The organism is Sinorhizobium chiapasense (assembly GCF_045277575.1).
Classification (GTDB): domain Bacteria; phylum Pseudomonadota; class Alphaproteobacteria; order Rhizobiales; family Rhizobiaceae; genus Ensifer; species Ensifer chiapasense_A.
This window is the reverse complement of record NZ_CP144206.1, coordinates 1,668,558-1,675,000: the sequence shown is the minus strand read 5'-3', so window position 1 is coordinate 1,675,000 and position 6,443 is coordinate 1,668,558. Positions and strand designations below refer to the sequence as shown.

Below are 6,443 nucleotides of genomic sequence, written 5' to 3'. Positions count from 1 at the left end.
CACCGGACAGATCTCGAGAAGCTGGTCTTAAGACAGGCTGCAAGCGAACCGCTCGGCGTGGTTCCAATAAAGCAGACCTGTCGAACACGTCGATGGCATCTGACTGCTCGGTTGTTAAAGGTAACCGAGCTGTTGATTTGGCACCCCTTCGAGCGCAAGCGAGAAGGAAAGGTTTGCCAAATCCAACTAAGGATGAGCATTGGCAATGAGAACGATCAAGTGTCAAAAGGGCATTTGGTGGATGCCTTGGCATGCACAGGCGATGAAGGACGTGATACGCTGCGATAAGCCGTGGGGAGCTGCGAATGAGCTTTGATCCATGGATCTCCGAATGGGGGAACCCACCTTAAATGCTTGGAAAATTTAAGCCGTGCGTTGCACGGCTTAGGTTTCCAAGCATTGTTTAAAGGTATCTTCACCTGAATACATAGGGTGTAAGAAGCGAACGCAGGGAACTGAAACATCTAAGTACCTGCAGGAAAGGACATCAACCGAGACTCCGCAAGTAGTGGCGAGCGAACGCGGACCAGGCCAGTGGCAATGAGGAATAAAGTGGAACGATCTGGAAAGGTCGGCCGTAGCGGGTGATAGCCCCTTACACGTAGAACACTCATTGTCCTTGAGTAAGGCGGGACACGTGAAATCCTGTCTGAACATGGGGAGACCACTCTCCAAGCCTAAGTACTCGTGCATGACCGATAGCGAACAAGTACCGTGAGGGAAAGGTGAAAAGCACCCCGACAAGGGGAGTGAAATAGAACCTGAAACCGGATGCCTACAAACAGTTGGAGCCCGCAAGGGTGACAGCGTACCTTTTGTATAATGGGTCAACGACTTAGTGTGACGAGCAAGCTTAAGCCGATAGGTGAAGGCGCAGCGAAAGCGAGTCTGAACAGGGCGTTCAGTTCGTCGCATTAGACCCGAAACCGAGTGATCTAGCCATGAGCAGGTTGAAGGTTGGGTAACACCAACTGGAGGACCGAACCCGCATCTGTTGCAATAGATTGGGATGACTTGTGGCTAGGGGTGAAAGGCCAATCAAACTCGGAAATAGCTGGTTCTCCGCGAAATCTATTTAGGTAGAGCGTCGACCGAATACCCTCGGGGGTAGAGCACTGGATGGGCTATGGGGACTCACCGTCTTACTGATCCTAACCAAACTCCGAATACCGAGGAGTACTAGTCGGCAGACACACGGCGGGTGCTAACGTCCGTCGTGAAAAGGGCAACAACCCTGACCTCCAGCTAAGGTCCCCAAGTCATGGCTAAGTGGGAAAGGATGTGAGGATCCCAAAACAACCAGGATGTTGGCTTAGAAGCAGCCATCATTTAAAGAAAGCGTAACAGCTCACTGGTCTAAATAAGGGTCTTTGCGCCGAAAATGTAACGGGGCTAAAGCCATGCACCGAAGCTGAGGATTCCTCTTTGAGGAGTGGTAGCGGAGCGTTCCGTAAGCCTGCGAAGGGATACCCGTGAGGGGTCCTGGAGGTATCGGAAGTGCGAATGTTGACATGAGTAACGATAAAGAGGGTGAGAGACCCTCTCGCCGAAAGACCAAGGGTTCCTGCTTAAAGTTAATCTGAGCAGGGTTAGCCGGCCCCTAAGACGAGGCGGACACGCGTAGTCGATGGGAACCACGTTAATATTCGTGGGCCTGGTGGTAGTGACGGATCGCTTAACTTGTCTGGACTTATTGGATTGTCCGGGCGGGGACGCGGTTCCAGGAAATAGCTCCATCATTATAGACCGTACCCGAAACCGACACAGGTGGTCAGGTAGAGTATACCAAGGCGCTTGAGAGAACTATGCTGAAGGAACTCGGCAAATTGCACGCGTAACTTCGGAAGAAGCGTGACCCCAATGGACGCAAGTCTTTTGGGGTGGCACAGACCAGGGGGTAGCGACTGTTTATCAAAAACACAGGGCTCTGCGAAGTCGCAAGACGACGTATAGGGTCTGACGCCTGCCCGGTGCTGGAAGGTTAAGAGGAGGGGTGCAAGCTCTGAATCGAAGCCCCAGTAAACGGCGGCCGTAACTATAACGGTCCTAAGGTAGCGAAATTCCTTGTCGGGTAAGTTCCGACCTGCACGAATGGCGTAACGACTTCCCCGCTGTCTCCAGCATAGACTCAGTGAAATTGAATTCCCCGTGAAGATGCGGGGTTCCTGCGGTCAGACGGAAAGACCCCGTGCACCTTTACTATAGCTTTACACTGGCATTCGTGTCGGCATGTGTAGGATAGGTGGTAGGCTTTGAAGCAGGGACGCCAGTTCTTGTGGAGCCATCCTTGAAATACCACCCTTATCGTCATGGATGTCTAACCGCGGTCCGTCATCCGGATCCGGGACAGTGTATGGTGGGTAGTTTGACTGGGGCGGTCGCCTCCGAAAGAGTAACGGAGGCGCGCGATGGTGGGCTCAGAGCGGTCGGAAATCGCTCGTCGAGTGCAATGGCATAAGCCCGCCTGACTGCGAGACTGACAAGTCGAGCAGAGACGAAAGTCGGTCATAGTGATCCGGTGGTCCCGCGTGGAAGGGCCATCGCTCAACGGATAAAAGGTACGCCGGGGATAACAGGCTGATGACCCCCAAGAGTCCATATCGACGGGGTTGTTTGGCACCTCGATGTCGGCTCATCGCATCCTGGGGCTGGAGCAGGTCCCAAGGGTTTGGCTGTTCGCCAATTAAAGCGGTACGTGAGCTGGGTTCAGAACGTCGTGAGACAGTTCGGTCCCTATCTGCCGTGGGTGTAGGAATATTGACAGGATCTGTCCCTAGTACGAGAGGACCGGGATGGACATATCTCTGGTGGACCTGTTGTCCTGCCAAGGGCATAGCAGGGTAGCTATATATGGAATGGATAACCGCTGAAGGCATCTAAGCGGGAAACCAACCTGAAAACGAGTATTCCCTTGAGAACCGTGGAAGACGACCACGTTGATAGGCTGGGTGTGGAAGTGCGGCAACGCATGAAGCTTACCAGTACTAATCGTTCGATCGGCTTGATCGTTCCCATTGCTCATGCTCATCAAACGAAGTTTGATGATGCTATATACGTCCTCACGCGCCAAAGGCGCTGCGGACGGCGCGCCGGACTTCCGGCGGCTCGGCTCTGCCGGCTGCTGGAATTATCCGGATAAGACGCAAGACGTGTTCAAATCAAAGAGATGGCCTCCCATCTCACCAGCTTCTCATTCGGTTTGCGCCCTTCGGGCGCAAATCTTGCGCTTTGCCGACCTGGTGGTTCTGGCGGGGTGGCTGCACCCGTTCCCATTCCGAACACGGCCGTGAAACGCCCCAGCGCCGATGGTACTTCGTCTTAAGACGCGGGAGAGTAGGTCGCTGCCAGGTCTGCAAAACGCAAGAAATACCGGAAATCTTCTCGACACAAACCACTTCGGCCCTGCCGAACACGGGCCGCCCTCAAGCGGCCCTTTTGTTTTGCTAGACTGAAAATAACAAGTGCGTCCCTTACACGAGACAAATCGCTTCGCAATTTGCTCGGCAGAGACCATAAATCCCTTCGGGATTTACGTTACCGCGATAAATCCCATAGGGATTTACGCTGACCGGATAAACCGCTAAGCGGTTTACCTAGAGGACGCGGGGTGGAGCAGCCCGGTAGCTCGTCAGGCTCATAACCTGAAGGCCGCAGGTTCAAATCCTGCCCCCGCAACCAAACCACAACAAAAGCCCGCAGGACAGAAATGTCCGCGGGCTTTTTGCGTTTGGGCGCCGATCTGACAACATCAGCACGGCGCCGCGATGGGCGAGAGGACAACCCCGTTTAAATGTAAGCGTCCGGTGAGCGGATTTTGCTGAACGAGCCAGTTAGGCGATGTTCTGGCATTAGAACCAGCATTAGTGCTGACACTAATTCCAGATCTGAGAGGTTGGCACGGCTCGCATGGAGATCATTTCCGGCGTTGAGCGTAGGCGGCGATGGTCGAAAGAAACTAAGCTGAAGATATTGGCGGAAGCTGACCAGCCTGGCGTCCGCATTGGTGATGTAGCTCGTCGCCATGACATCTATCCGGCTCAGATCCGTCTATGGCGGAAGACACTTAGCCACTTCGAGGCGTCAACCTCGTTTCTTCCGGTACAGCTCGTCGACGACGTAAGCCTCGGGCATCAACGCCCGCAAACCCCGGCAGAGGGCGAACCGGGCACGGAAGATGCCGAGGGCGGCGGCACCGCCGCCCCTGCACGGACACGGGGCTCCACAGCCTCGCAGAGACACCCGAACGGGTGTCCACACGAACCGCTTGCCGGTTCGCAGCGCCCGCTTGGCGGGGCGCTCACAGAAGGTTTAGCCTTCTTTCAACCGGCCACGCCGGAGGCGTGGCCGCCTTTTAAAGAACCAAGATAAGGTATCAATAATTGATAACAGTTGTTAATTCCGGCATCGCGACCTATAATTCAGATAACAGGAGGTCCGATGCCATGGCGAGTTTTGCACTCAACGAACACTACGAAAAGTTCATCAAGAAGCAGCTTGAATCCGGCCGCTACAACAATGCCAGCGAGGTTGTCCGGGCGGGCCTGCGCCTGCTGGAAGACCAGGAGGAAGCCCGCGAACGCTGGCTGAATCAGGAGATTCCTGCCCGTTATGCGGAATTGAAGCGTGACCCTTCCAGGGGCGTTCCCCTTGATGACGCCTTCGCCCGCCTTGAGGCTGAACATCAAGCCCGGCTGGCGAAAGCCAAGTAGGGATGAAGGCATACAGGATTGTCCTGCATGAGCGGGCTGAAGGGGAATTGCGGGATCTCTACCGCGACCTCGCGAGTGACGACAAAGCCGGGCCCGTCGTAGCCTGGAATTACATCAGCGGTATCCGCCGGTTCATTGCGGAGCTGGCGACGTTCCCCAAGCGCGGAACGGTGAGGGACGGTCTCATTCCGGGCCTCCGCATTATCGGTTACCGCCGGAGCGTGAGCATCGCCTTTGTGGTGGAAGACGCGCACGTTCTGGTGCTGGGCGTCTTCTACGGCGGGCAGGACCTCACGCTTGAGGCTCTTGAGGAAAGGCTGTGAGCGACATGGCAGATCCGCACGACGATATCTATCCGCCGGAATACCGTGCGGCCCAGCAGGCGCAGGCCGCCGCCCTGAAAGCCGAAGCGTCAGAGCACGGCCTGCGGCTGGAAGCCTACCTTGTGCCGTCGGTTGCCGAATGGGTGCTCGCCCAGGTTGAGCGCGGACGGTTTCTTGATCCTTCGGAGGCCGTGTTTGCGGCCATGCAGGTGTTCATGGAGCTGGGCGCCCACCCGGACCTGCATGAAGAACTGTTTCGCCGGGAAATGACCAAGCGGCTTAATGATGACGGTCCCACTATTCCGGGTGATGAGGCTCTGGCGAGATTGAAAGAGCGGATCAAGCGGAGGGCGGACCATGAGCCCCCGACATGGGTGAAGGTGCCTTACCCTTCCTGATCCTTGGTACGGCTCACATTCCTCCTGCCTCGTACTCCAGTCTCGATCCGCATTCCCGACATTATGGCTCCGGCAATTGCCCTGGCAGGTTCCTGTCGTTCCCCCTTACCGTTTGCGCCGTACGGCCGGAACGGTCGGGTGTGCGCCCGGTTTCTGCCGCTGGCAATCGGCCGCCCGCTAACGCGCGACCAAGAGCCGCGAAGGCATAGCACTGCCATGCCGCGCGACCGGACTTGGTGACAGTCCGGCGGCGATATCAGCACAGCATCTCTGCAAGGCTCTCCGGCTTCTTTGCCGGCGGGGCGAGCTCCAGGCCTGACAGAAGGTCGAGCAGATGTTCCTTCATCAGCTCGGCGGCCTTGGCGGCTTCGCCTGCTTCGATGGCGTCGACGAGCGCGTGATGGGCGTGGCTTTCGCAGGTCGTATCGCGCCGCTTCCAGTAGAGGGCGATAATCAGCGAGGAGTGAGAAACGAGATCACGTACGAAGCCGGTCAGGACGGAATGGCCGGCAATTTCCGCGATACCCACATGAAATCGCGCCGATAGCATGATCGCGTCGCTGTCGCGGCCGGCATGCAGCGCCTCATGTTCCTTATCGAGGTGGTACCGCAGGAGCCGGATGTCCTCCGGCTTGGCCACTTCCGCCGCAAGGGCGGCGACCCTGGGTTCGATCAGCGCGCGCGCTTCGAAAACCTCGCGCGCCTCTCTGGTTGACGGCTGGGCGACGAAGGCGCCGCGATTGGGTTCGAGTCGCACGAGACGGTCGTGGGCGAGCGCCTGAAGAGCGGCCCGGATGACCGTGCGGCTGACCGAATAGATCGACGCGAGCTCGTCTTCCGGCAGCTTCGTGCCCGGAGCGAGCCGATGACCGACGATTGCGTCCCGGAGGCCGTGATAAATCGGCGACCAGCGCGTGGCCGGTATCCGACTATGGGGTTCCGGATCGCGTGCCGACGACATATCCGGCGCATCTGGCGGGTTCGTCTTTGATCTCTTGCGCCGGCGGACAACG

General features: G+C 57.0%; 6 protein-coding genes, 1 tRNA gene and 2 rRNA genes. 7 read left to right on the top strand and 2 right to left on the bottom strand.

Features of this window, described 5'->3' with window-relative positions:
* The first annotated feature begins 213 nt into the window (after positions 1-213).
* The 3 genes from QM996_RS26535 (at position 214) to QM996_RS26525 (ending at position 3,678) form a co-directional block, all read left to right on the top strand.
* Positions 214-3,009: ribosomal RNA gene (locus tag QM996_RS26535) — 23S ribosomal RNA — on the top strand.
* Positions 3,010-3,235: 226 nt separating this feature from the next.
* Positions 3,236-3,350: ribosomal RNA gene (rrf, locus tag QM996_RS26530) — 5S ribosomal RNA — on the top strand.
* 251 nt (positions 3,351-3,601) lie between these two features.
* Positions 3,602-3,678 (top strand) — tRNA-Met (locus QM996_RS26525).
* Positions 3,679-3,786: 108 nt separating this feature from the next.
* Here the strand turns inward: QM996_RS26525 and QM996_RS26520 are convergent.
* Positions 3,787-4,023 (bottom strand): hypothetical protein, encoded by a 237-nt coding sequence (locus QM996_RS26520; RefSeq protein ID WP_334196881.1) that lies wholly within the window; start codon positions 4,021-4,023, stop codon positions 3,787-3,789.
* On the opposite strand from QM996_RS26520, the gene QM996_RS26515 reads away from it, so the two are divergent.
* From QM996_RS26515 to QM996_RS26500, 4 genes are all read left to right on the top strand, one after another.
* Positions 3,970-4,368, top strand: a complete 399-nt coding sequence (locus QM996_RS26515) for a transposase (protein WP_500270511.1) — start codon at positions 3,970-3,972, stop codon at positions 4,366-4,368. The two genes, QM996_RS26520 and QM996_RS26515, sit on opposite strands and share 54 nt — an antisense overlap.
* Positions 4,369-4,442: 74 nt before the next feature.
* Positions 4,443-4,709, top strand: coding sequence for a type II toxin-antitoxin system ParD family antitoxin (locus tag QM996_RS26510; RefSeq protein ID WP_071007778.1), 267 nt, complete (start codon positions 4,443-4,445; stop codon positions 4,707-4,709).
* Between the two features lie 2 nt (positions 4,710-4,711).
* Positions 4,712-5,032, top strand: a complete 321-nt coding sequence (locus QM996_RS26505; RefSeq protein WP_334196880.1) for a type II toxin-antitoxin system RelE/ParE family toxin — start codon at positions 4,712-4,714, stop codon at positions 5,030-5,032.
* A complete protein-coding gene (locus QM996_RS26500) occupies positions 5,029-5,430 on the top strand; it encodes a hypothetical protein (protein WP_500270400.1) in 402 nt (133 codons plus the stop codon). The genes QM996_RS26505 and QM996_RS26500 overlap by 4 nt, the downstream gene beginning before the upstream one ends.
* Before the next feature lie 256 nt (positions 5,431-5,686).
* Here QM996_RS26500 and QM996_RS26495 read toward each other — a convergent pair whose 3' ends face one another.
* On the bottom strand, positions 5,687-6,391 hold the full coding sequence (locus QM996_RS26495) for a GntR family transcriptional regulator (protein ID WP_334198680.1): 705 nt from the start codon (positions 6,389-6,391) through the stop codon (positions 5,687-5,689).
* Positions 6,392-6,443: the final 52 nt, after the last annotated feature.